The organism is Actinomadura opuntiae, assembly GCF_030283205.1.
Classification (GTDB): Bacteria; Actinomycetota; Actinomycetes; order Streptosporangiales; family Streptosporangiaceae; genus Spirillospora.
The window spans coordinates 148,625-170,162 of the sequence record NZ_JASNWF010000021.1 but is presented as its reverse complement, the minus strand read 5'-3'; the positions used below and the strand labels follow the sequence as shown (position 1 = coordinate 170,162).

18 protein-coding genes are annotated in these 21,538 nt (G+C 75.1%); 7 read left to right on the top strand and 11 right to left on the bottom strand.

The window, feature by feature from the left end; genetic code table 11:
* Nucleotides 1–68: 68 nt before the first annotated feature.
* The gene (locus QP089_RS37575; protein WP_285918499.1) at nucleotides 69–644 is read left to right on the top strand and encodes a Pr6Pr family membrane protein; all 576 of its coding nucleotides are present in this window, start codon (nucleotides 69–71) and stop codon (nucleotides 642–644) included.
* Here QP089_RS37575 and QP089_RS37570 read toward each other — a convergent pair.
* Nucleotides 617–1,261 (bottom strand): SRPBCC family protein, encoded by a 645-nt coding sequence (locus QP089_RS37570; RefSeq protein ID WP_285918497.1) that lies wholly within the window; start codon nucleotides 1,259–1,261, stop codon nucleotides 617–619. The two genes, QP089_RS37575 and QP089_RS37570, sit on opposite strands and share 28 nt — an antisense overlap.
* A gap of 214 nt (nucleotides 1,262–1,475) precedes the next feature.
* Between QP089_RS37570 and QP089_RS37565 the strand changes: the two genes are divergently transcribed.
* Nucleotides 1,476–2,321, top strand: coding sequence for a polysaccharide deacetylase family protein (locus QP089_RS37565; RefSeq protein WP_285918496.1), 846 nt, complete (start codon nucleotides 1,476–1,478; stop codon nucleotides 2,319–2,321).
* Here the strand turns inward: QP089_RS37565 and cutA are convergent.
* The 5 genes from cutA to QP089_RS37540 all read right to left on the bottom strand — a co-directional run bounded on the left by cutA (nucleotide 2,267) and on the right by QP089_RS37540 (nucleotide 9,766).
* Nucleotides 2,267–4,741, bottom strand: a complete 2,475-nt coding sequence (gene cutA, locus QP089_RS37560) for an aerobic carbon-monoxide dehydrogenase large subunit (RefSeq protein WP_285918495.1) — start codon at nucleotides 4,739–4,741, stop codon at nucleotides 2,267–2,269. The two genes, QP089_RS37565 and cutA, sit on opposite strands and share 55 nt — an antisense overlap.
* Nucleotides 4,741–5,286, bottom strand: a complete 546-nt coding sequence (locus tag QP089_RS37555; protein ID WP_285918494.1) for a (2Fe-2S)-binding protein — start codon at nucleotides 5,284–5,286, stop codon at nucleotides 4,741–4,743. Before QP089_RS37555 ends, cutA begins: the two co-directional genes overlap by 1 nt.
* The gene (locus QP089_RS37550; RefSeq protein ID WP_285918492.1) at nucleotides 5,286–6,149 is read right to left on the bottom strand and encodes an FAD binding domain-containing protein; all 864 of its coding nucleotides are present in this window, start codon (nucleotides 6,147–6,149) and stop codon (nucleotides 5,286–5,288) included. The genes QP089_RS37555 and QP089_RS37550 overlap by 1 nt, the downstream gene beginning before the upstream one ends.
* 12 nt (nucleotides 6,150–6,161) lie before the next feature.
* Nucleotides 6,162–7,655, bottom strand: a complete 1,494-nt coding sequence (locus tag QP089_RS37545) for a uracil-xanthine permease family protein (protein ID WP_285918490.1) — start codon at nucleotides 7,653–7,655, stop codon at nucleotides 6,162–6,164.
* A gap of 158 nt (nucleotides 7,656–7,813) precedes the next feature.
* Entirely contained in the window at nucleotides 7,814–9,766 is a 1,953-nt protein-coding gene (locus QP089_RS37540; RefSeq protein ID WP_285918488.1) for a PucR family transcriptional regulator, read from the bottom strand.
* A 212-nt stretch (nucleotides 9,767–9,978) separates the two neighbouring features.
* Here QP089_RS37540 and QP089_RS37535 point away from each other — a divergent pair, with 212 nt between their 5' ends.
* The 4 genes from QP089_RS37535 to QP089_RS37520 are packed head-to-tail and all read left to right on the top strand — an operon-like array spanning nucleotide 9,979 to nucleotide 14,754.
* A complete protein-coding gene (locus tag QP089_RS37535; protein WP_285918486.1) occupies nucleotides 9,979–10,932 on the top strand; it encodes an oxamate carbamoyltransferase subunit AllH family protein in 954 nt (317 codons plus the stop codon).
* On the top strand, nucleotides 10,929–12,410 hold the full coding sequence (locus tag QP089_RS37530) for an AllF/FdrA family protein (RefSeq protein WP_285918485.1): 1,482 nt from the start codon (nucleotides 10,929–10,931) through the stop codon (nucleotides 12,408–12,410). Before QP089_RS37535 ends, QP089_RS37530 begins: the two co-directional genes overlap by 4 nt.
* A complete protein-coding gene (locus QP089_RS37525) occupies nucleotides 12,407–13,819 on the top strand; it encodes a YlbE family protein (RefSeq protein ID WP_285918484.1) in 1,413 nt (470 codons plus the stop codon). Before QP089_RS37530 ends, QP089_RS37525 begins: the two co-directional genes overlap by 4 nt.
* A 29-nt stretch (nucleotides 13,820–13,848) precedes the next feature.
* A complete protein-coding gene (locus tag QP089_RS37520; RefSeq protein ID WP_285918482.1) occupies nucleotides 13,849–14,754 on the top strand; it encodes an aldose 1-epimerase family protein in 906 nt (301 codons plus the stop codon).
* On the opposite strand, the gene QP089_RS37515 is transcribed toward QP089_RS37520, so the two are convergent.
* The gene (locus QP089_RS37515; RefSeq protein WP_285918480.1) at nucleotides 14,751–16,337 is read right to left on the bottom strand and encodes an MDR family MFS transporter; all 1,587 of its coding nucleotides are present in this window, start codon (nucleotides 16,335–16,337) and stop codon (nucleotides 14,751–14,753) included. The genes QP089_RS37520 and QP089_RS37515 overlap by 4 nt on opposite strands.
* A 155-nt stretch (nucleotides 16,338–16,492) precedes the next feature.
* On the opposite strand from QP089_RS37515, the gene QP089_RS37510 reads away from it, so the two are divergent.
* Nucleotides 16,493–17,704 (top strand): DUF6986 family protein, encoded by a 1,212-nt coding sequence (locus QP089_RS37510; RefSeq protein WP_285918478.1) that lies wholly within the window; start codon nucleotides 16,493–16,495, stop codon nucleotides 17,702–17,704.
* Here the strand turns inward: QP089_RS37510 and QP089_RS37505 are convergent, their stop codons facing one another.
* The 4 genes from QP089_RS37505 to QP089_RS37490 are packed head-to-tail and all read right to left on the bottom strand — an operon-like array spanning nucleotide 17,705 to nucleotide 21,459.
* On the bottom strand, nucleotides 17,705–18,307 hold the full coding sequence (locus QP089_RS37505) for a nucleotidyltransferase family protein (RefSeq protein ID WP_285918476.1): 603 nt from the start codon (nucleotides 18,305–18,307) through the stop codon (nucleotides 17,705–17,707).
* A 21-nt stretch (nucleotides 18,308–18,328) separates the two neighbouring features.
* On the bottom strand, nucleotides 18,329–19,450 hold the full coding sequence (locus QP089_RS37500) for an XdhC family protein (protein ID WP_285918475.1): 1,122 nt from the start codon (nucleotides 19,448–19,450) through the stop codon (nucleotides 18,329–18,331).
* The gene (locus QP089_RS37495) at nucleotides 19,431–20,561 is read right to left on the bottom strand and encodes a vWA domain-containing protein (RefSeq protein ID WP_285918474.1); all 1,131 of its coding nucleotides are present in this window, start codon (nucleotides 20,559–20,561) and stop codon (nucleotides 19,431–19,433) included. The genes QP089_RS37500 and QP089_RS37495 overlap by 20 nt, the downstream gene beginning before the upstream one ends.
* 4 nt (nucleotides 20,562–20,565) lie before the next feature.
* Nucleotides 20,566–21,459 carry an AAA family ATPase gene (locus QP089_RS37490; protein ID WP_285918473.1) on the bottom strand — a complete coding sequence of 298 codons (894 nt, stop codon included), beginning with the start codon at nucleotides 21,457–21,459 and terminating at the stop codon, nucleotides 20,566–20,568.
* Nucleotides 21,460–21,538 lie beyond the last annotated feature (79 nt).

Genomic DNA, 21,538 nt, shown 5'->3' with positions numbered 1-21,538 from the left:
CCACGAGCCGACCGGCGACCACGAGCCGACCGGGGGCCGCGAAGGTCGTCTGGCGCGTCGGGCTCGGGATGTTCGCGGCCGCCGCCGTGGCCGCCGGGTTCCTGCAGCGCAGGCCCTCACTGGACACCATCGACTTCCTCAGCTACTTCACGACGCTGAGCAACCTCATCGGCGCGGCGGCGCTGCTCGCCGGCGCGGTGCCCGGCCTGCACGGGCGCGCCCGGGTGGACTGGCTGCGCGGCGCCGCGGCGCTCTACCTGGCGATCACCGGGCTGGTGTACGCGCTGGTGATGGGCGGGGACGCGGGCACCTGGACGGGGTGGGCGCAACACCGCGTCATGCCGGTCGCGGTGCCGCTGGACTGGCTGCTGTTCGCGACCGCGCACGACCTGCCGGCGCGGCGCACGGCGCTCGGCTGGCTGGCGTTCCCGCTGGCCTACCTCGGCTACACGCTGGCGCACGGCGTGGCGACGTCCTGGTATCCGTACCCCTACCTGGACACGGCGGAGTACGGCTTCGGGCCGTTCACCTCCTACACCTCGGCCATCGCGGTGCTGTTCGTGGTCCTGGCGGGACTGCTGGCCGCCTGGCCCGCGCTCCGCCGCCGGACCGCGGCTCAGCGACGGCGGCGGCCCAGCAGGTAGCCAACGGCGACGCCGGCGAGCGCGATGGCGCCGCCGGACGCGAACGCGGCGGTCATCGGCCACGCGGGCGACACGCCGCCGGAAGGCGGTCCGGCGGCGCGTCCGGCGAAGACCCGGCCGGTCCCCGAGGCCGGGGCGGGCGGCACGGCGTCCGACGAAGGTTCCGCGGGTGCGGGCGACGGCGCGGTGAGGTCGCGTTCGACGGCGGCGAAGAACTCGCCCGCGGTCCGCTTGGCGACGCCGCCGAGCATCCGCTGGCCGACGCCGCCGATCATCCCGCCGACGACCGCGTCGGCGTCGTAGTCGACGCGGGTGGAGCCGCCGCCGTCCGACAGCCGGACGCGGACCGTCGCGTCCACCGTGCCGGGCGCGCCCTGCCCCCGCGCGCGCAGCGTGAACGCGCGCGGCGGGTCGGGGTCGGCGAGCTCGACGCGGCCGACGTAGGTGCCCTGGATGGAGGCGACGCCGGCGGTGACCGTCATGCGGTAGGTGTCGGGGCCGGTCTCCTCCAGGGAGCGGCACCCGGGGATCGTCCGGGCGAGCACGGCCGGGTCCTGGAGCGCGTCCCAGACGCGGGCGAGCGGCGCGGCGACGCTGGCACTGCCGTTGACCTGCATGTACCGACCTTAGGGAATGGGGGCGCGGCACCGAACGGCAACATCTGCCGAGTACACGCCGACGATTGGGCACATCCCTGGCACCACCCCTGAAAAGTGATCAGATATGTCCGGCTGATCCTGCCGCGCGCGAACTCCCGGGCGCGCGGGCGCGTCAACCGAAGCGAACGACGCACAACTGAACCTCCCCCCACCTGAATGGAGTACGCGGCCGATGCGAGGGAAGACGCCCGTGATCGCGATGGTGACCGCCGGAGTCGTCGGCGCGGCCGCGGGCGGCTGGCCGGCGGTCCGGGCCGAGGCGGGCGGCGGCTCGGGGCCGTCCATGCGGACGCAGCTCTCCTCGGTGCTCGCCGACCAGAGATGGGCGACGCCGAAGCCCGGCACCTGGACGCCGCCGAAACCGCCCGCCGACGGGCTGCCCCCGGTCATCGACCACATCGACACCACCGAGCGCGTCGTCTTCCTCACGATCGACGACGGCTACACCTACGACTCGGAGTTCGTGGACATCGTCCGCAAGGAGAAGGTGCCGATCCTGACGTTCCTGACGACGACGTATCTGAAGGGCCAGGGCCAGTACTTCCTCGCGATGCGCAACGCGGGCTCGCAGATCGAGGACCACACCGTCACGCACCCGAACATGCCGACGCTGTCCCCCGAGGCGCAGAAGCGGCAGATCTGCGACTCGGCGGACGCGATCCAGCGCGAGTACGGCCGCCGCCCGCAGATCTTCCGGCCGCCGTTCGGCGCCTACAACCAGGCGACGCGGCAGGTGTCCAAGGAGTGCGGCATGAAGTCGATCCTTACCTGGACGGCGGAGTTCTACAACGGCACCACCGGTCCGGGCGTCGGGTACAACGGGTTCGCGCGCGCCGACGGCGGCAAGGGCTTCAAGCCGGGCGACATCATCCTGATGCACTACCGCAAGGGCCTCGCCGGGGAGTTCCGGATGATCCTCGGCTGGATCAGGCAGGCGGGCCTGCGGCCCGCCGCCGTGCAGAACTACCTGCCGCGCTCGCTCGGCGGCAACGCGCCCGACACGCCCGCCGGGAACTGACCGCCGTCCACGGGGGCGGCGTCCGGCCGGACGCGCAGGCCCGGCTCGTCGAACGCCCGTTCGCGCAGGTCGTAGAGGGCGTCCGGGGACAGCGGCATCGCCTCGACGCGCAGCCCCTCGGCGTCCTCGACGGCGGACGCGATGACGGCCGACACCGGGATGACGCCGGCCTCGCCCGCGCCCTTGATCCCGAGCGGGTTCAGCGGGGACGGTGTCTCCAGGTGGTCGGTCTCGATGCGCGGCACCTCCGTCGCGTACGGCATGAGGAAGTCCATGAACGAGGCGTTGACCAGCTGGCCCGACTCGTCGTAGACCATCCGCTCGTAGAGGGCGCCGCCGATGCCCTGGGCGACGCCGCCGTGGATCTGGCCCTCGACGACCATCGGGTTGATGAGCTTCCCGCAGTCGTGGACGACCGCGTACCGCAGGATCGCGATCTCGGCGGTGTCCGGATCGGTCTCCACGATGGCGGCGTGCGCGCCGGCGGCGAACGTCGACCGGACGGGCGAGTAGTACTCGCGTCCCTCCAGGCCGGGCTCGTCCCCCGCCGCGACGGGCGGCTCGGTCGGCGGGCGTCCCACCGCGAACTGCGTCGCGGCGGCGGTCTCCGCGTCGAAGGCGTACCGCAGCGGGTTGGACAGCACCGCGACCGTCCGCAGCGGGACCGACGCCGAGGTGTCGCCGCGGACGTGCACGACCCCGTCGGTGATCTCCAGGTCGCGGGGGTCGGCCTCCAGCGCCTCCCCCGCGATCCGCAGCGCCTTCTCGCGGACCTTGCGGCAGGCCAGCGCGATCGCGTTGCCGCTCATCACCGCCGCGCGGGACGCGAACGTGCCGACCGCGTACCCGAAGCGCCGCGTGTCGCCGGTCGTGACGTGCACGCTCCTGAGGGGCACGCCCAGCTCCTCGGCGGCGATCTGCGCGAACACGGTCTCGTGGCTCTGCCCCTGTGAGGTGAGGCCGGTCGACACGTGCACCCGTCCGGCCGTGTCGATCTCGACGTGGCCGCCTTCGTACGGGCCGACGCCGGTGCCCTCGACATACACGCCGAGGCCGATGCCGATGCGGCGGCCGCGGCGCGCGGCGGCCTCCCGTTCCGCCTCGAACCCGTCCCAGCCGATCAGCTCGCGGGCCTTGCGCAGCAGCTCGGGATAGTCGCCGGAGTCGTAGATCAGCGGGCGGCCGTCCTGGAACGTCAGGCCCTGGTCGTAGGGGAACTCGTCGGGCTGGATGAGGTTCGCGGCGCGCACGTCGGCGCGGTCGAGGCCGAGGTGGCGGGCGATGCGGTCCATCGTCCGCTCCATGCAGAACACGCCCTGCGGGCGGCCCGCGCCCCGGTACGGCGTGACGATGAGGGTGTTGGTGTAGAGGCTGACGACCTCCGCCCGGTACGCGCCGATCTTGTAGGGGCCGAGGAGCTGCGTGGACGTGACGATCGGGATGATGATCCCGTACGGGGTGTAGGCGCCGTGGTCGTGCAGGATCCGCACGTCCAGGCCGAGGACGCGGCCCGCGTCGTCGAACCCGACCCGGACGTCCTGGAGCTGGCCGCGCTCGTGGGCGGCGGCGACGAAGTGCTCGCGGCGGTCCTCGGTCCACTTGATCTCGCGGTCGAGCAGCCGCGCGGCCCACGGGACGAGCACCTCCTCCGGCCACGGGTGCACGATCTTGACGCCGAACCCGCCGCCGACGTCCGGCGCGACGACCTCGACCTTGCCGTTCGGCAGCCCGAGCCGTGCGGCGATCGCGGCGCGCACGCTGGTGGACGCCTGCGTGGAGGAGTACACGCGCAGTGACCCGTCGTCGGCGTCCCAGCGCGCGTAGACGCCGCGTCCTTCCAGCGGCGTGGACGCCGACCGCTCGATCGACAGCCGGAACTCCAGCTTGTGCGGTGCCGCGTCGATGGCCGCGCCCGCGTCACCGGTCTCCTGGAGGAGGACGGCGCCGACGTTGCCGGGGACGTCGTCGTGCACGAGATGCTCGGCGCGTTCGGCGTTCTCGATGCCGACGACGGCGGGCAGCGGCTCGTACTCGACGCGGATGCGTTCGGCGGCGTCCTCGGCGAGGTAGCGGTCGCGGGCGACGACCATCGCGACGGGCTCGCCGACGTGCCGGACGACGTCGCGCGCCAGCGGGTACCCGGTGCGGCCGTGCGTGAGCGCCGGGTGCGGGATGAGCAGCGGCAGCGGCTCGCCGACGCGTCCGGGCAGGTCCTCCCAGGTGTAGATCGCGACGAGGCCGTCCACGTCGAGGGCGTCGGACACGTCGATGTCGACGATGCGGGCGTGGGCGTGCGGCGACCGGACGAACGCCGCCGCGAGCGCGTCGCGGCCGAGGTCGTCCAGGTAGCGTCCGCGGCCGGTGAGGAGCCGGGCGTCCTCGCGGCGCTTGACCGGCTCGCCGAACACGCGCGTCCCCATCACGCCTCGCTCTCTGCGCCGGACGTGCCGGACGCGCTGGGCGCGCCGGACGCGCTGGCCGCGCCGGGTTCGGCGAGCAGTTCGGCCGCGCGGTGCACCGACCTGACGATGTTCTGGTAGCCGGTGCAGCGGCACAGGTTCCCGGAGATGCCTTCGAGCACCTCGTCCTGCGTCGGACGCGGCGTCTCGCGCAGCAGCGCCGTCACCGTGCACAGGAAACCGGGGGTGCAGAAGCCGCATTGCAGGCCGTGGCATTCCCGGAACGCCCGCTGCACCGGCGACGGCGTCCCGTCGGGCGCGGCGAGGCCCTCGACGGTGGTGACGTCGTGCCCGGCGGCGGTCACCGCGAACGTCAGGCAGGACCGCACCGGCTCGCCGTCCATCAGCACCGTGCAGCAGCCGCAGACACCGTGCTCGCAGCCGACGTGCGTGCCGGTCAGGCCGAGGTCGTGGCGCAGCAGGTCCGACAGCAGCCGCCGGGCCGGGGCGCGGGCCGTGCGGTGCACGCCGTTGACGGTCAGGGCGATGTCGTGGAGTTCCTCCATCAGTCCCGCGCCCTCCTCAGCGCCTCGGCGGCCGCCCCCGCCAGCGCGCGCTCGGTGAGCACGCCGGTGAGGTGGCGGCGGTAGCGGGCGCTCGCGTGGATGTCGGCGTCCGGGTCGATCCGGTCCCGGACGAACGCGGCGGCGGCCGGCCAGTCACCGCGCGGCCCGGCCGCCTCGGTGAGGTCGAGGACGAGCGGCGCCGGCGCGATGCCGAGGTAACCGGCGCGGACGCCGCCGACCCGCAGGTCCTCGTCCAGCGTGACGACGGCGGCGACGCCGGACAGCGCGTAGTCGCCGTGCCGCCGGGCCGTCTCGGTGAACGCCGTCCCGGTCCGGGGCGGCGCGGCGGGGAAGAACGCGGCGACGGCCAGCTCCCCCGGCTCGAGCGCCGACTCCAGCGGGCCGACGAAGAACTCCGCCGCCCGGATCGTCCGGCGCCCGCGCGCGGACGCGACCTCGACCGTCCCGCCGAGCACGGCGAGCACGGCGGGCAGCTCGGCGGCCGGATCGGCGTGCGCGAGGCTCCCGACGACCGTGCCCCGGTTGCGGATGACGGGATGCGCGACGTGCCGCAGCGCCCGTCCGAGCAGCGGCTGCACGGCCGCCGCCTCCACCGACCGCTCCACCCGCGCGTGCCGGGCCAGCGCGCCGACCCGCACGCCCTCGTCACCGGCGTCGAGGGTGTCGAGTTCCGTGACGCCGTTGATGTCGACCAGGTCGGACGGCGCGGCGAGCCGCATGTTCAGCAGCGGGATGAGGCTCTGCCCGCCCGCGAGCACCTTGCCCCCCGGCGCGGCGGCGAGCATGCCGAGCGCCTCGTCGACGGTGCGGGGCGCGTGGTGGCGGAACGGCGGCGGTTTCACGGCGCCGCCCCCTCAGCCCGCATCGTTCTCGCGTCCCGGAGACTCGCCGCGTTCGCCGCCGGGCCGCGCGGCCGTGCCGGGCCGGACCGGGCCGCCGATCTCCTCCTCCGCCGGTGCGATGACGCCGCCGCCCGCGCCGTCCGGCCGGCGCACCGCGTTCAGCACGTGGTAGCCGACCAGCACCGCGATGGTGCCGAGCGCGATGCCCTGCAGCGGGAAGTCGTCGGTGATCTTCAGCGTCACGTTCCCGATCGCCAGGATGATCGCCGCCGCCACCGGGACGAGGTTGACCGGATCGCCGAAGTCGACCCGGTTCTCGATCCAGATCTTCGCGCCGAGCAGGCCGATCATCCCGTACAGCACGACGGTGATGCCGCCGAGCACCCCGCCGGGCGTCGCCGCGACCAGCGCGCCGAACTTCGGGCACAGCCCGAACAGCACCGCCACGATCGCCGCGACGTAGTACGCGGCCGTCGAGTAGATCCGCGTCGCGGCCATCACGCCGATGTTCTCGGCGTAGGTCGTGGTCGGCGAGCCGCCGACGGCGGTGGCCAGCACGGTGCCGACGCCGTCCGCGCCGATCGCGCGTCCCAGCACCGGGTTCAGGTCGTCGCCCGTCATCGCCGCGACCGCCTTGACGTGCCCGGTGTTCTCCGCGATGAGCGCGATGACCGGCGGCAGCGCCAGCAGGATCGCCGAGGTCTTGAAGTCGGGCGCGTGCGTGTGCGGGAACCCGAACCAGTCCGCCGCCTTCACCGCCGAGAAGTTCAGCCGGTCGTGCCCGAACGCCGTCGCGACGCAGTACGGGCCCTCCGCCGTGCACGCCTTGCCCGACCCGTCCAGCAGGTTCTGCCCCGGCAGCACCGAGGTGATCTGCCCGGCCGTCTTGTCCAGGACCCACGACAGGACGAACCCGAACACCAGCGCCAGCAGGATCGCGATCCGCGACCAGAACCCGCGCAGGATCACCGTGCAGAACACCGCGAAGCACAGCGTCGCCAGCGCGACCCACTGGTCCTGCGGCCAGTAGGTGTTCGCGACCACCGGCGCCAGGTTGAAGCCGATCAGCATGACGACCGCGCCGGTCACCACGGGCGGGAACACCCGCTGGACGACCTCGCCGCCGAGGAAGTGCACGACGACGCCGATGACCAGCAGCACCGCGCCCGCGACCAGGATCGCGCCGGTGACCCGCGCGCTGTCGCCGCCCGCCGCGCGGATTGCCGCGACCGCCCCGACGAACGAGGCGCTCGTGCCGAGGTAGCTCGGCACCCGGCCGCCGACGATCAGCAGGAACAGGATCGTCGCGAACCCCGACATCATGATCGACAGGTTCGGGTCGAGGCCCATCACCACCGGGAACACGAACGTCGCGCCGAACATCGCCACGACGTGCTGGGCGCCGATGCCCGCGGTGCGCGGCCACGAGAGCCGCTCGCCGGGCCCGACCACCTCGCCGGGCGGCGGCGTGCGCCCGTCCCCGTGCAGCTTCCAGCCGATCACCATCGGGGCCCCTCCTGCTCGTCCTGTCCGCCCGCGGGCACACCCCGCCACCGGACGGGCACGCTTGCGCGCAACGTAGATCTACCCCGGTGGACGGGCATCGGCGACATCTGCCGAAGTTCGGCGCGCCGTCCGGGCGGACCCGGACGGCGCCGCTACGCTCAGATACCGCGCATGCGCAGCACGTGCAGGGCGAGGGTGAGGTTGAGCCGCAGATGCGCGTCCTCGGTGAACGCCCCGAGCATCCGTTCCAGCTTGCCGATCCGGTACCGCAGGGTGTTGTAGTGGAAGTGCAGCCGGCGCGCCGTCTCGGCCACGTTGAGGTTGGTCTCCAGCAGCACCTGCAAGGTGCGGCGCAGGTCCACCAGCTCCGGCTCGTCGTCGCCCGCGAGGTCGCCGAGGGTCTCCTTGACGAACGCGTGCAGTTCCGCCGGATCCGACACCAGGCTCAGCAGCCGGTACACCCCGAGCTGGTCGAAGTGCGCCCGCGCGCCCGCGCCGTGCAGCTGCCGCCCGACCCGGACGGCCTTCACCGCCTGCTCGTAGGCCTCCGGCAGCTCCGTCGGGGAGGCGACCGTGCGGCTGATGCCGGTGGAGAACGTCCGGCGCACCGGCAGGTGCTCGGTGAACAGCGCCGCCGCCTCCTTCACCATCGCCTGCACCGGTCCCGCCGGCACCTCGCCGCCGCCCGCGCCCGCGCCGTCGGGTTCTGCGCCGACGATCGCGACGATCTCGTGCGCGAAGCTGGCGACCGCGGCGCCGCGGTCGTGCCGCCGCACGGCGGTGCTCCAGGCCGCGGCGAGCCGTTCCTGCGCGGTCCGCTCCTCGGCGCCGCGCACGCCGCGCAACGCCGCCTCGGGTTCCGCGCCGCGCCCGCGCGCCTGCTCGGCACCGCGCCGCGTCTCCCCAGCGCGCTGGGTATCCGGACCGCGCTGGGTATCCGCACCGCGCTGTGCCTCGGCACCGCGCTGGTCGGGGACGCGCTGGTCGGCGGAGCGTCCGCGCGCCGGGTCCGCGCCGTGCTTGCGCGCCTTCGCGTCGTTCTCCGGGCTGGGCGCGGGCGCCGGGACGCTCACCCCGGACGCGCCGCGCGGCCGCCCGTCCAGCTCGGCGACGACCACCATCACCGGGCGGTCCAGGTCCCAGCCGAAGCCGCCGCAGTGCGCGACGACCCGGTCGTCGTCGCCGGCGCGGCCCGCGAGGATGTCGCGCAGGAAGTCGGCGCGGTACTTGCTCTCCACCGCCGCGACGGCCTGCTGCTTGGTCACCACGAGCGCCGCGACGGTCGCGGCCCGCTCCAGGATGCCGAGGTCGGAGCCGCGCAGCGTGCCCGCCGGGCTGAACGCGATGATCCGGCCGTGGTCGAAGCCGCCCGCGACGACCGGCACCACCAGGTGGTCGCCGGTGCCGTGCGCGCCGATGATGCCGCAGCCGCCGCGCCCGCAGGCCGCGTGCCGGCCCGCGTCGAACGCCCGCATCGCCTGGACGTGCTCGTCCGGGCCGGCGCCGGCGAGCACGCGCTGCTCGCCGTCCAGCACCACGACCGCCGCGTCCAGCAGCGTCGCGACCTCGTCCACGACCTCCTGGAGGCCGCCGCCGCACAGCACGATCTGCACCAGCGCCCGGTGCACCTCCTCGGTGCGGGCGAGGACGGCCGCCTGCCGGTTCAGGATGTCGGTCAGCACCTGGTTCAGGATGTCGTCGAAGCCGACGTCGTTGGGGAGCAGGATGAGCGGGAAGCCGCGCCGGTCCGCCTGGGCGATCATCTCGGCGGGCAGCGAGTCCAGGTAGCGGCCGAGCTTGATGGCCAGGGCCGCCAGGCCCCGCTCGTCCAGGTCGGCGACCAGGTTGTCCAGCGACTGGGGGGTGTTGCGCAGCGGGTAGCCGGTGGTCAGCAGCAGCTCGTTGGGTTTGACCCACGACAGGATGTCGGGGACCTCCATCACGTTGAGCCGCTGCACGACGCGCTCGATGCCGGACCGCCCGGCGATGAGGCGGGCGCCGTTCAGGGTGCTGGCGCCGAGGACCTCGCCGACGGACAGGCCGTAGGTCAGTGTTCCGGTGCTCGCGAGCCGCAGGGCCGGTGGGCCCGGGTCCGCGCTGGTGTAACTCATGCCAGGGGTCACCTCGCCTTTTGGTGCGTACATCGCCGGATGTGGCGATTTCGCTACCGATTCCTGATCAACACTGACAACAAAGACGAACGATGACAACCATCCTTGGCAGCTTTCCCCATACGTCCGCCGCGGGGGCCGTTCTACCGTCTCACCGGAGGCCGGGCCGCCCGCGATCCGGGCGGCAGCCGACACCGGCCCCGGGAGGTTCCGTGACCGCACTCGTCCGCGACCCGATCCGGTTCCCGGCGCGTCCCGGACGGCGGCCGCCCGCCACCGGCGCCGCGAGCACCGCGCTGCGCCCGCTGCTGGACCCGCCGCGCCGCGCCGCCCGCGTCATCGCGGTGTTCCCGTCCGCGCTGTACCTGGAGAGCCGCGGCGGGCCCGAACCGCGGGTGCTCGCCGTCGTCACCTGCGACGCCGTCCGGCTGCCGAACGCCGTGGTGGTCGCCGCCGAACGCCGCGAGCAGCCGTTCCGGTCCGTCCGCGAGGGCGACGAGGCGCTGGTCGGCGACGGCCGGGTGGAGGCCGGGGCGCTGTGCGTGCGGGTGCGCCGCTGGTGGGACCCGGCGCCCGTGCTCGGCCGGATGCAGCCCGCCGAGCTGGCCCGCGGCGTCGCCGTGCTGGAGGACGCGTTCGTCGACGCCGGGATGGCGGGCGGCGGGCTCGCCGGGCACCCCGACCCGCTGCTCCTCGCCGAGTGCTGCGCCGACGGCGACCTCGCGGGCGCCGTCGAGGCCGCCGAGCGGATCGTCGGCCTCGGCCCCGGCCTCACCCCGAGCGGCGACGACATTCTGTGCGGGCTGCTGGTGTCGCTGCGGCTGGTCGGCGGCGCGGTCTCCGCCCAGCGGGGGGAGACGGCGGTGTGGCTGGCCGACTGGCTCGGCGCCGCCGTCACCGCCGACGCGGGCACCCGCACGACCGCGCTGGCCGCGACGCTGCTGCACTGCGCGGCGGCGGGCGGGGCGGGCGGGGAGATCGCCGCGGTGCTGCGCTGCGTCGCCGGCCACGAGCCGCCGTCGGCCGCCGTCCGCCGGCTGCTGGCGATCGGGCACACCTCCGGCACCGACCTGGCGTGGGGCGTCCTCGCCGGCTGCCGCGCCGCCCTCGCCCTCACCTCCCCCGCGCGGCACCGTCCCGTCCCGCACCGCGAGAACACCGCATGAGCGCTGACTGGGTCGAGGTGCGGCGGGGGGGCTACCGCGATTCGGTCACCCTGATGCGGGTGAGCCGGCTGCTGTCGCAGCGGGCGGGCGTGTCGGCGGCGATGACGGCGATGGGCACCGAGCTCAACCTGGAGATGCTGGCCCGGATGGGCTTCGCGGTGCCGGCGGACGCGGGCCCGGCGGACCTGGTCGTCGCGATCCGGGCGGACGACGGCGGCCTCGACGGGGCGCGGGACGCGCTGGAGGGTCTGCTGCGCGAGGCCGCGCACGCCCCGGACGGCGGCGCGCCCGATGGACTGCTCGGCGCCCCGCCCGCTCCGCGGACGACGGCGTCCGCCGCGGCGCGCGGCGAGGCGTCGGTCGCGCTGGTGTCGGTGCCGGGGCCGCACGTGTTCCCCGAGGCGATGGACGCGCTGGACGCCGGCCTCAACGTGATGATCTTCAGTGACAACGTGCCGGTCGCGCAGGAGATCGCGCTGAAGGAGGCGGCGGCGCGGCGCGGGCTGATCGTGATGGGCCCGGACTGCGGGACGGCGGTGGTCTGCGGCGCCGGGCTCGGGTTCGCCAACGCGGTGCGGCCGGGACCGGTCGGCGTGGTCGCGGCGTCCGGCACGGGCGCGCAGCAGGTGATGTGCCTGCTGGACGCGGCGGGCGCCGGGGTCGGCCACGTCCTCGGGGTCGGCGGGCGCGACCTGTCGCCGGAGGTCAGCGGGCGGTCGGCGCTGGCGGCGCTGGCCGCGCTGGACGCCGATCCGGGCACCGGGCTGATCGTGCTGGTGTCCAAGCCGCCGGCGCCGCAGGTCGCGGACCTGATCCGGGAGGCCGCGCGGCGGCTGGACACCCCGGTGGTGTTCGCGCTGCCGACGCCCGGCGAGGACGATCTGACGCGGGCGGTGGAGAAGGCGCTGAAGGCGCTCGGGCTGCCCGTCCCGCAGTGGCCGCGCTGGCCCGCGCCGGCGGCGGCGCGGGTGCCGGCCGGGCGGGCGCTGCGCGGGCTGTTCGCCGGCGGGACGCTGCGCGACGAGGCCGAGGTGATCGCGCGGGAGGCGCTCGGCTGGGACCTGGAGGCGCGCGGGCACCGGTTCACCGACTTCGGCGACGACGCCTACACCCGGGGCCGCCCGCACCCGATGATCGATCCGACGCTGCGGCTGGAGGCGCTCGCCGGCGCGGCGGGCGACGCGGCGTGCGGGGTGCTGCTGCTGGACGTGGTGCTCGGCCACGGCGCCGATCCCGACCCGGCCGCGGCGCTGGCGCCGGCCGTCGCCGCCGCGCTGCGGGACCGTTCCGACCTGGCGGTGGTGGTGTCGCTGTGCGGGACGCGCGCCGATCCGCAGGACCGCGACCGGCAGGCCGAGGCGCTGCGGGACGCGGGCGCGGCGGTGTTCGCCTCGAACGCGCAGGCGGCGCGGCACGCGGTCGCGCTGGTGCAGGGGCCGCACCCGCAGGACGGCGGCACGGGAGGAAGCACGCGATGACGGACGCGCGGCCACCGCTCGGCGGGCTGCTCACGCGGGAGCCGCGGGTCGTCGCGGCGGGCGTGGAGGTGCTCGCGGACGCGCTGGCGGACCAGGCCGTGCCGGTGCGGAGGGTCGACTGGCGGCCCCCGCCGGCCGGCACCGAGGCGGCGCTGGCGGCGGTGCTCGGCGATCCGCGGCACGCGGCGGCCAACGCCGAGGCGGTCCGGCGGATGACGACGGCGCGGCCGCATCTGGTGGACGTCCGCCCGGCCCGCGAGGTCCTCGGGCTGGAGAAGGGGACGTTCCTGCACGCGGGCCCGCCGCTGGAGTGGGACCGGGCGTCCGGACCGATGCGCGGCGCGCTGATCGGCGCGATGATGCTCGAAGGTCTCGCCGAGACGCCGCGCGGCGCCGAGCGGGAGCTGGAGCGCGGCGCGGCGGTGCTGGAGCCGTGCCACCACCACGGCGCGGTCGGGCCGATGGCGGGCGTGGTGTCCCCGTCGATGTGGATGCTGGTCGTGGAGGACGCCGAGCACGGCGGCACCGCGTGCTGCTCGCTGAACGAGGGGCTCGGCAAGGTGCTGCGGTACGGGGCGTACGGGCCGGAGGTGATCGAGCGGCTGGCCTGGATGGGCGAGGTGCTCGGCCCGGCGCTGCGGGCGGCCGTGCGGCGGCACGGGCCGGTCGACCTGATGGCCATCGTCGCGCAGGCGCTGCAGATGGGCGACGAGCTGCACAACCGGAACCGGGCGGCGACGTCGCTGCTGCTGCGCGAGCTGGCGCCGGACCTCGCCGCCGCCGAGGAGGTGCCGCGCGACCGGGCCGCCGAGGCGCTGCGGTTCGCCGCCGGCAACGACCACTTCTTCCTGAACGCCGGGATGGCGGCGGCGAAGGCGTGCGCGGACGCGGCGCGGAACGTCCCGGGGTCGAGCATGGTCGTGGCGATGTCCCGCAACGGCACCGACTTCGGCATCCAGGTGGCGGGGACGGGCGACCGCTGGTTCACCGGCCCGGCCGGGGTGCCCGACGGGCTGTACCTCGGCGGGTACGGCCCGGCCGACGCCAACCCCGACATCGGCGACTCGGCGATCACCGAGACGGCCGGGATCGGCGGGTTCGCGCTGGCCGCCGCGCCGGCGATCGTCCGGTTCGTCGGCGGCGAGGTGCCGGACGCGGTCGCCGCGACGCAGCGGATGTACGAGATCACCCTCGCCGAGCACCCGGTGCTGCAGATCCCGCTGCTGTCGTTCCGCGGCACCCCGGCCGGGATCGACGTGACGCGGGTCGTGCGGACCGGGATCCTGCCCGTCATCGACACCGGGATCGCCGGCCGGGAGGCCGGGACCGGCCAGGTCGGCGCCGGGATCGTCGAACCGCCGTCGAACGCGTTCGGCGCCGCCCTGCACGCGCTCGCGGAGATCGCGTAGCGGGTCCGGGTCGGGGTACCGTCCGGGACATGACCGAGTCGATCACCGGAGAGCAGTACGCCATCGGCGCCGGGCCCTACCGGGCCGTCATCACCGAGTCGGGCGCGAGCCTGCGCGAGCTGACGCACGAGGGGCGGCCGCTGGTGCTGTCGCACGGCGCCGACGAGCCCGCGCCCGCCGCGTTCGGGCACCTGCTGATCCCGTGGCCGAACCGCGTCGACCGCGGCCGCTACACCTACGGCGGCACCGCCTACCAGCTGGACGTGTCCGAGCCGGAGCTGGACTGCGCGATCCACGGGCTCGTCCGGTGGGCGGCCTGGCGGGTCGCCGAGCACGCCGGCGACCGGGTCAGGCTGACGCACCGGCTGCTCGGCACGGCCGGCTACCCGTTCCGCCTGGACCTGGAGGCCGAGTACACCCTCGACGCGGCGGACGGCCTGCGCGTCCGGATGACGGCCGTGAACGCCGGCACCCGGACGGCGCCGTACGGGCACGGCGCGCACCCCTACCTCACGGTCGGCGTGCCGATCGACGAGTGCACCGTGACGCTGCGCGCCGACCGCTACATCCCGGTGAACGACCGGATGATCCCGGACGGCGGGGACGCCGACGTCACCGGCACCGACCACGACCTGCGGGACGGGCCGGTGCTCGGCGCACGGAAGATCGACAACGCGTTCGCCGGGGTGCGCCGCGACGACGGCGGGCTCGCCTGGGTGACGCTCGCCGGCAACGGCCGGACCGTCCGGCTGTGGGCCGACGACGCGCACCCCTGGATGGAGATCTACACCGCCGACAACGCCCCGGACCCCCGCGCGGGCCTCGGCGTGGAGCCGATGACCTGCCCGCCCAACGCGTTCGCGTCGGGCGAGGGCCTGGTCGACCTCAAGCCGGGCGAGCGGTTCACCGGCACCTGGGGCGTCCGGGCCGGCTAGCCGGCCGGCGGCGCAGTGGCGACCGGGTCCTCGGCGGGGACGGTGTCGGCGGGGGGCTTGGCGGCCGGGCCGCTGCCGCGCAGCGGGACCTCCTTGATGAACCACGCGACGGCGAACGCGATCGCCGCGAGCACCGTCCCGCCGATGGCGATGCCGTGGACGCCGCTGGTGACGCCGGCCTCGAACGCGTTGCGGACCGTGGCGGGGAGCGTCTTCAGCATGTCCGGGGTGACGTGCTGGCCGCCGGAGGCGAGCTTGTGCCCGGCTTCGGGGCCGATCCTGCGCACGAGCTCGTCCTCGAACCGGTTGTTGTAGACCGAGCCGAGCAGCGCCACGCCCAGCGAGCCGCCGATCGTGCGGAACAGCGTGACCGACCCGCTGGCCGAGCCCATGTCGCGCAGCTCGACGCTGTTCTGGGTGACCAGCATCGTGTTCTGCATGATCAGCCCCATTCCGAGGCCGACGCCCATCGTCAGGAACGAGCTGGTGAGCGTGCTGGTGTCGACCTTCAGCATCAGCAGGAGCAGCATCCCGCCGGTCAGCACCGCGCCGCCGATGATCGGATAGTGCCGGTAGCGGCCGGTGCGGGTGATGAGCTGGCCGCTGAGCAACATCATGGCGAGCATCCCGAACATCAGCGGGAGCAGCAGCAGCCCGCTGGTGGTCGGGCTCGCGCCCTGGACGGTCTGCATGTAGAGCGGCAGGTAGTTCACCGCGCCGAACATCGCGGCGCCGACCATGAAGCTGAGGATCTGCGCGGCGGTGAAGTTGCGGCTGCGGAACAGCCGCGGCGGCAGGATCGGCTCGGGCGCCCGGTTCTCGGCGAACACGAAGACCACGAGCGCGGCGACGCCGACGACGGCCAGCGCGATGATCCGCGCGGACCCCCACGGGTACTGCGAGCCGCCCCAGCTGGCCACCAGCGTGACGCAGACGATCCCGACGGTCAGCAGGGCCGCGCCGAGGTAGTCGATGCGGGCCTTGATGCGGACGGTGTGCAGCCGCATCCCGAACGCGATGACCAGCAGCGCGACCGCGCCGATCGGCACGTTCACGTAGAAGGCCCACCGCCAGCTCAGGTGGTCGGTGAGGAAGCCTCCGAGCAGCGGGCCGCCGACGAACGCGACCGGCATCATCGCGCCGATCAGCCCCTGGAAGCGGCCCCGCTCGCGCGGCGGCACCAGGTCGCCGATGATCGACATCGCGCCGACCATCAGCCCGCCCGCACCGAGGCCCTGCAGCGCGCGGAAGCCGATCAGCTCGCCCATGTTCTGCGACAGCCCGGACAGCATGGACCCGACCAGGAACACCACGATCGAGGTCATGAACATGCCCTTGCGGCCGAACAGGTCGCCGAGCTTGCCCCAGATGGGGGTGGCGGCGGCGGTGGCCAGCGTGTACGCGGTCACCACCCACGACAGGTGCTCCAGCCCGCCGAGGTCGCCGACGATCGTGGGCAGCGCGGTGCCGACGATCAGGTTGTCGAGCATCGCCAGGAACATCCCGAGCATCAGCCCGAAGATGGCGATGTAGATCTGCCGGGTGCTGAGCGCCGGGCGCTCGGCCGCCCCGTGTTCGGTCATGGTCACCTTCCCCTGGGGTTCCCGCGGGACGGGAACCCACTTACTTGCCGCCCGGCTAGTTATACTAGCCCCAAGCCGGAGGAATCGGTCCACGTCCCCGGCTTCGGAGGGGACGTCCCCTGACAATCGGCCGGGTCTTGCGGGATCATGGCGGGGTGAACTTCAGCGTCTCCTCGTTCGACGACCTGTCCGCGCGCATCGCCGCCGTCCGCGACGAGCACCGCGAGCGCTTCCCCGGCGGCGCCGACGGCCGCCAGCCGGTGCACACCGTCTACGTGCCGGCCGACCGGTTCTCCCGCTCGACGCCGGCCGACTTCGGCGCGGAGGCGCTGCGCCTGCTGAACACCCACACCCCCGGCGCCGGGTCGTTCGGCGCCGCGTTCGGGCTCGACCCCGAGCTCGCCGGCCCGGTGCGCGAGCGGGTCGCCGCCAAGCTCGCCCGCGAGCCGATCGAGGACGTGCGGATCGACTTCGAGGACGGCTACGGCGTGCGCTCCGACGCCGAGGAGGACGCGCACATCGAGCAGGTCGTCGAGGCCGTCGCCGCCGCCTACCAGGTCAAGGGGCTGCCGCACTACTGGGGCGTGCGGATCAAGTCGTTCGCCGACGGCGGCCACGACCGCGCGATGCGCACCCTCGACGGATTCCTCACCGCGCTGCGCGACCGGCTCGGCCGGCTGCCCGGCGGGTTCACCATCACCTTCCCCAAGATCGTCGCGGCCGAGCACGTCGCGCTGTTCGCCGAGTACCTGGACCGGCTGGAGACCGCGCTCGGGCTGCCGTCCGGCATCCTGCGGTTCGAGATCCAGGTGGAGACCACCGAGGCGATCTTCGACCCGGACGGCCGGATCGCGCTGCCGGGCATCGCGGCCGCCGCGGGGGGCCGGCTCACCGCCGCGCACTTCGGCGTGTTCGACTACACCGCCGCGCTCGGGCTGCCGCCCGAGCAGCAGCGCCTCGACCACCCCGCCTGCGACTTCGCCCGGCACGTCATGCAGGTCGCGTTCGCCGGCACCGGCGTGCGGCTGTCGGACGGCTCGTCCAACGCGGTCCCGCGCAACGACGGCCCGGACGAGGTGAACGCGACCTGGCAGGCGCACGCCGCGCAGGTCGCGCACTCGCTGCGGCACGGCTTCTACCAGGGCTGGGACCTGCATCCCGCGCACCTGCCGAGCCGCTACGCCGCCGTGTACGCCTTCCACCTGACCGGCGCCGACGAGGTGATCGGCCGGGTCCGCGCCTGGCACGAGCAGGCCGCGACCGGCGGCGTCCTGGACGAGCCCGCCACGATCCGCGCGCTCACCGACCGGCTGCGCCGCGCCGTCGACTGCGGCGCCCTGGACGAGAGCGTCCTGCCCGCGTCCTGACTAGGCCCCGTCGGTGAAGGCGGCGAGGTCGTCCGGGGTGTCGATGTCGGCCGGGGACGCCACGTCGTCGCACGGCACGCGCGTCACCAGCTCGGGGTGGGCGCGCAGGAAGCCGCGCGCGCCCATGTCCCCGACCGCGGCCTCGGCGACCGCAGCGAAGTGCGCCGCCCGCAGCAGGACGGGGTTGCGCGGCGCCCCGCCGTAGGCGGCGACCGCGATCTCCGCGCCCGCGTCGTGCGCGGCGATCAGCCGGGCGACCGCGGCGGCGGTGACCTTCGGCTGGTCGACGAGCGCGACGACCACCGCGGGGCAGCCGGGCGGCAGCGCGGCGAGCCCGGCGCGCAGCGACGAGCCCATCCCGTCCCGCCAGTCCGGGTTCGGCACCACCACCGCGCCGATCACCTCGACCTGCGCGGCGCCCGCCACCACCAGCACCGGGGCGCAGCCGCCGTCGCGCAGCGTCCGCACGCCCCGGTCGACGAGGCGCTCGCCGTCCAGCTCCACCAGCGCCTTCGGCCGGCCGAGCCGGCTGCCCTCCCCCGCCGCGAGCAGCAGGCCGGCCGGGGAGCCGGCACCGTGCCGGCTCAACTCATACGCGGTCATCCCGCGAGGGTAGCCCGCCGCTCACGGGCCGGCGTGGATCCTGCCGCCGGTGTCGGTCAGCGGCCGCCCCGAACCGCCCCAGCGCAGCTGCACCAGCTCCGCCGCGATCGACACCGCGGTCTCCTCCGGCGTCCGCGCGCCGAGGTCCAGGCCGATCGGCGAGCGCAGCCGGGACAGCTCCGCCCCGGTCAGGCCCGCCTCGCGCAGCCGGGCGAGCCGGTCGTCGTGGGTGCGCCGCGACCCCATCGCCCCGACGTACCCGGCGCGGGTGCGCAGCGCCACCTCCAGCAGCGGCACGTCGAACTTCGGGTCGTGGGTGAGGACGGCGATCGCGGTGCGCTCGTCGATCTCCGCGCCGGACTCCTCCAGGTACTTGTGCGGCCACTTCACCACGACCTCGTCGGCGTCGGGGAACCGCTTCGGCGTCGCGAACACCGGCCGCGCGTCGCACACCGTCACGTGGTAGCCGAGGAACTTGCCGATCCGCGCCACCGCCGCCGCGAAGTCGATCGCGCCGAACACCAGCAGCCGGGGCGGCGGCGCGAACGACTGCACGAACACCGCGAGGTCGTCCAGCCGCCGCTCCCCCTCGCGGCCGTAGTGGCGCTGGCCGGTGAGGCCCTGCGCGAGCATGCCGCGCGCGTCGTCGTCGACGGCCGCGTTCAGCCGCGCCTCGTGCGGCTCGCCGGGCGCCAGCGAGCCCGCCGCCCGGTCCCGCCAGACGACGCGGCGCGCGCCGGTCCGGCCGGGGCCCGCCACGATCGTCGCGACCGCGACCGGCTCGCGCGCCGCGATCGCCGCCGCGACCTCCGGGAACTGCGGGAACGTCGCGGGGCTCACCGGCTCCACCAGCACGTCCAGGATCCCGCCGCAGGTCAGCCCGACCGCGAACGCGTCGTCGTCGCTGACCCCGTAGCGCTGGACGACCGGCTCCCCGCTGTCCATCACCGACCGCGCCAGCTCGTAGACGGCGCCTTCGACGCAGCCGCCGGACACGCTGCCCGCGACCTCGCCGCCCGCCGACACCGCCATCGCCGCGCCCGCCGGACGCGGCGCGCTGCGGAAGGTGTTCACCACCGTCGCCAGCCCGAACGCCTCCCCCGCCGCGTACCAGCCGGCGATGTCATCCAGCACGTCGCGCATGCGAGCGCCCCTTTCCGCTGTCGGCGATCAGCCTCGCCAGCTCCTCCAGGGCCGCGAGGCTGTGGCCGGAGGTGAAGTCGTCGACGTGCGGCAGCGCGGCGGCCATCCCGGCGGTCAGCGGCGCGTAGCCCGGCCGCGCCTTGTGCGGGTTCGCCCAGATCACCCGGTGCGCGAGCCGGCGCAGCCGGGCCATCTGCCCGCCGAGCAGGGCCGCGTCGCCGCGCTCCCAGCCGTCGGAGGCGATCACCGCGACCGCGCCGCGCGCCAGTCCGCGCTGCCCGAACCGGTCGAGGAACTCCTTCAGCTCCTCGCCGAGCCGGGTGCCGCCGCTCCAGTCCGGGATCGCGGCGGACGCCGCCGCCATCGCCGCGTCCGCGTCCCGGTGCCGCAGCTCGCGGGTGAGCCGGGTCAGCCGCGTCCCGGCGCTGAACACCTCCACGTCGCGGCCGCCGGAGCGGGCGGCGGCGTGCGCGAACCGCAGCAGCGCGTCGGCGTACGGGCTCATCGAGCCGCTGACGTCCACGATCAGCACGACGCGGCGCGGCCGGGTGCGGTGCGTCCGGTGCCGCAGCAGCGACGTCTCGCCGCCGCGCCGCAGCGTCTCGCGGACGGTCCGGGCCGGGTCGAGGCGGCCCGACGGCGCGGGCGCGAACCGGCGCGACCGGCGGCGCTCGGCCCCCGCGTCGAGGAGCGCGATCAGCCGGGCGACCTCGGCGCGCTCGGCGGTGGTGAGGCGCGCGACGTCCCGGTCGCGCAGCACCTCCACCGCGCTGGCCGTCGCCGCCGTCGGCTCGCCGTCCTCCTCGCCGCCTGCGCCGTCGTCCGGCTCGGCGACCGTCATGCGGCGCACCACCACGGGCGGCGGGCGGTGGGACGGGCGCGCCGTCGCGCCGGAGAAGTACGCGGCGAAGCAGCGGTCGTAGCGGGCGAGGTCGCCGGGGTCGGCGCACAGCGTCAGCCGGCCCGCCCAGTACACGGCGGACGGGTCGAGGACGTCGAGGTGGTCGAGCGCGGCGAGCATCGCCTGCACCCGCTCGGGATCGGCGGACCCGCCGGCGGCGCGCAGCGTCCTGGCGAACCCGACCATCGTCTCGGTGACGTCCCGCACCACCCGCTCAGCCTCCGTTGAGCAGGGCGTCGAGGCCGCCGGCGAGCACGCGCTGCTGGTCCTCGCGGTACTTGAGCACGGCGCCGAGCGTCACGGCGGCGGTGCCGGGGTCCAGCTCGCGGGCGCCGAGCGCGACCAGCGCCTCGGTCCAGTCCAGGGTCTCCGCGACGCCGGGCGGCTTGAGCAGGTCCCGGTCGCGCAGCCGCTGCGCGGCGCCGGCGACCTGCCCGGCCAGCCGCTCGGCCGCGCCGGGCAGCCGCCGCCGGATGATCGCGACCTCCCGGTCGAACGACGGGTGCTCCAGCCAGTGGTACAGGCAGCGCCGCTTCAGCGCGTCGTGCACCTCCCGCGTCCGGTTGGACGTCACGACGACGACCGGCGGGTGCTCGGCCCGGATCGTGCCGAGTTCGGGGACGGTGATGGTGAAGTCGCTGAGCACCTCGAGCAGGAACGCCTCGAACTCGTCGTCGGCGCGGTCCAGCTCGTCGACCAGCAGGACGCTCGGCGCGGTCTCCAGCGCCCGCAGCAGCGGCCGGGCCAGCAGGAACCGGCGGTCGTAGAGCTCGCCTTCGAGCCGGTCCACGTCGTGCACGCCCGCGGCCTCGGCGGCGCGCAGGTGCAGGAGCTGGCGGGGGAAGTCCCAGTCGTAGAGCGCCTGGGAGGCGTCCAGCCCCTCGTAGCACTGCAACCGGATCAGCGGCGCGCCGAGCGCCCGCGCGAGCGTCTTGGCCAGCTCGGTCTTGCCGACCCCGGCCTCGCCCTCCAGGAACAGCGGGCGGCCCATCCGCAGCGCGAGGAAGCAGGCGGTCGCCAGCCCCTCGTCGCAGAGGTAGGCGTGCCGGTCCAGCAGGCCCGCGAGCTCCGCGGGCGAGGCGACCCCGCCGGCTGCCGTCTCCGCCATGCCTGCCAGGCTACCCAGCCGGGGACCGGTCTCCCAGACGTCCGCATCGCGGGTTTCCGGAAGGGTTTCCATGGTAATT

Excerpts from the sequence above, each read along its gene's own strand:
- QP089_RS37575 (WP_285918499.1), top strand. The coding sequence starts at position 69 with ATGTTCGCGGCCGCCGCCGTGGCCGCCGGGTTCCTGCAGCGCAGGCCC.
- QP089_RS37570 (WP_285918497.1), bottom strand. The coding sequence starts at position 1,261 with ATGCAGGTCAACGGCAGTGCCAGCGTCGCCGCGCCGCTCGCCCGCGTC.
- QP089_RS37565 (WP_285918496.1), top strand. The coding sequence starts at position 1,476 with ATGCGAGGGAAGACGCCCGTGATCGCGATGGTGACCGCCGGAGTCGTC.
- cutA (WP_285918495.1), bottom strand. The coding sequence starts at position 4,741 with ATGGGGACGCGCGTGTTCGGCGAGCCGGTCAAGCGCCGCGAGGACGCC.
- QP089_RS37555 (WP_285918494.1), bottom strand. The coding sequence starts at position 5,286 with ATGGAGGAACTCCACGACATCGCCCTGACCGTCAACGGCGTGCACCGC.
- QP089_RS37545 (WP_285918490.1), bottom strand. The coding sequence starts at position 7,655 with ATGGTGATCGGCTGGAAGCTGCACGGGGACGGGCGCACGCCGCCGCCC.
- QP089_RS37540 (WP_285918488.1), bottom strand. The coding sequence starts at position 9,766 with ATGAGTTACACCAGCGCGGACCCGGGCCCACCGGCCCTGCGGCTCGCG.
- QP089_RS37530 (WP_285918485.1), top strand. The coding sequence starts at position 10,929 with ATGAGCGCTGACTGGGTCGAGGTGCGGCGGGGGGGCTACCGCGATTCG.
- QP089_RS37525 (WP_285918484.1), top strand. The coding sequence starts at position 12,407 with ATGACGGACGCGCGGCCACCGCTCGGCGGGCTGCTCACGCGGGAGCCG.
- QP089_RS37520 (WP_285918482.1), top strand. The coding sequence starts at position 13,849 with ATGACCGAGTCGATCACCGGAGAGCAGTACGCCATCGGCGCCGGGCCC.
- QP089_RS37515 (WP_285918480.1), bottom strand. The coding sequence starts at position 16,337 with ATGACCGAACACGGGGCGGCCGAGCGCCCGGCGCTCAGCACCCGGCAG.
- QP089_RS37505 (WP_285918476.1), bottom strand. The coding sequence starts at position 18,307 with ATGACCGCGTATGAGTTGAGCCGGCACGGTGCCGGCTCCCCGGCCGGC.
- QP089_RS37500 (WP_285918475.1), bottom strand. The coding sequence starts at position 19,450 with ATGCGCGACGTGCTGGATGACATCGCCGGCTGGTACGCGGCGGGGGAG.
- QP089_RS37490 (WP_285918473.1), bottom strand. The coding sequence starts at position 21,459 with ATGGCGGAGACGGCAGCCGGCGGGGTCGCCTCGCCCGCGGAGCTCGCG.